The following is a 578-nucleotide window of genomic DNA, read 5'->3' as shown; positions in this document are numbered from 1 at the left end:
TGTCAAGGGCGGTGATAAAATGCAGGTTTATGGCGGTTTAAAAATGTAGGTTTTGGGCGGTCAACCGACGCCTTTTAGTCGATAAGACTTTCCGGTAATCTTGACGACATGGACATGATGAACTAGGCGGTCAAGAATCGCCGCCGTTACGGTCGGATTTTGAAAGATTTCTACCCAGCCAGATAAATCACTATTACTAGTAATAATGGTCGAATGACGCTCATATCGTGCGTTGATAAGCTGGAAGAATAGGTTAGCTTCATCGTGATCAATGGGTAGGTAACCAATCTCATCAATGACCAAAAGGTCATAACGAGCATAACGGTTAATGCAGCGCTCTAAGGTGCCCTTCTCGTTAGCTGTTCGCAACCTAAGGAGAAGCTCATGACAGTTGATGAAGAGCGTTCTTTTTCCTTGGCGACAGGCTTCAATTCCAATACTAATGGCTAAATGGGTCTTACCGACCCCTGGACTACCAATAAAAATCAAGTTCTCGTTCTTTTCTAAAAACGCCAAATCTTGAAACCCAACTACTTCCTGCTGGTTAATGCTGGGTTGAAAGTTAAAATCAAATCCCT

Annotated in this window: 1 protein-coding gene; it reads right to left on the bottom strand. The window is 43.3% G+C overall.

Annotated features, from left to right (window positions below; translation table 11 throughout):
- Nucleotides 1-60: 60 nt before the first annotated feature.
- On the bottom strand, nucleotides 61-578 hold a 518-nt coding region (gene istB, locus DXH47_RS11580), incomplete at its 5' end, for an IS21-like element helper ATPase IstB (RefSeq protein ID WP_129033434.1).

The sequence above is a fragment of the Levilactobacillus suantsaii genome (assembly GCF_004115745.1).
GTDB lineage: Bacteria > Bacillota > Bacilli > Lactobacillales > Lactobacillaceae > Levilactobacillus > Levilactobacillus suantsaii.
This window is presented reverse-complemented; position numbering and strand designations above follow the sequence as displayed.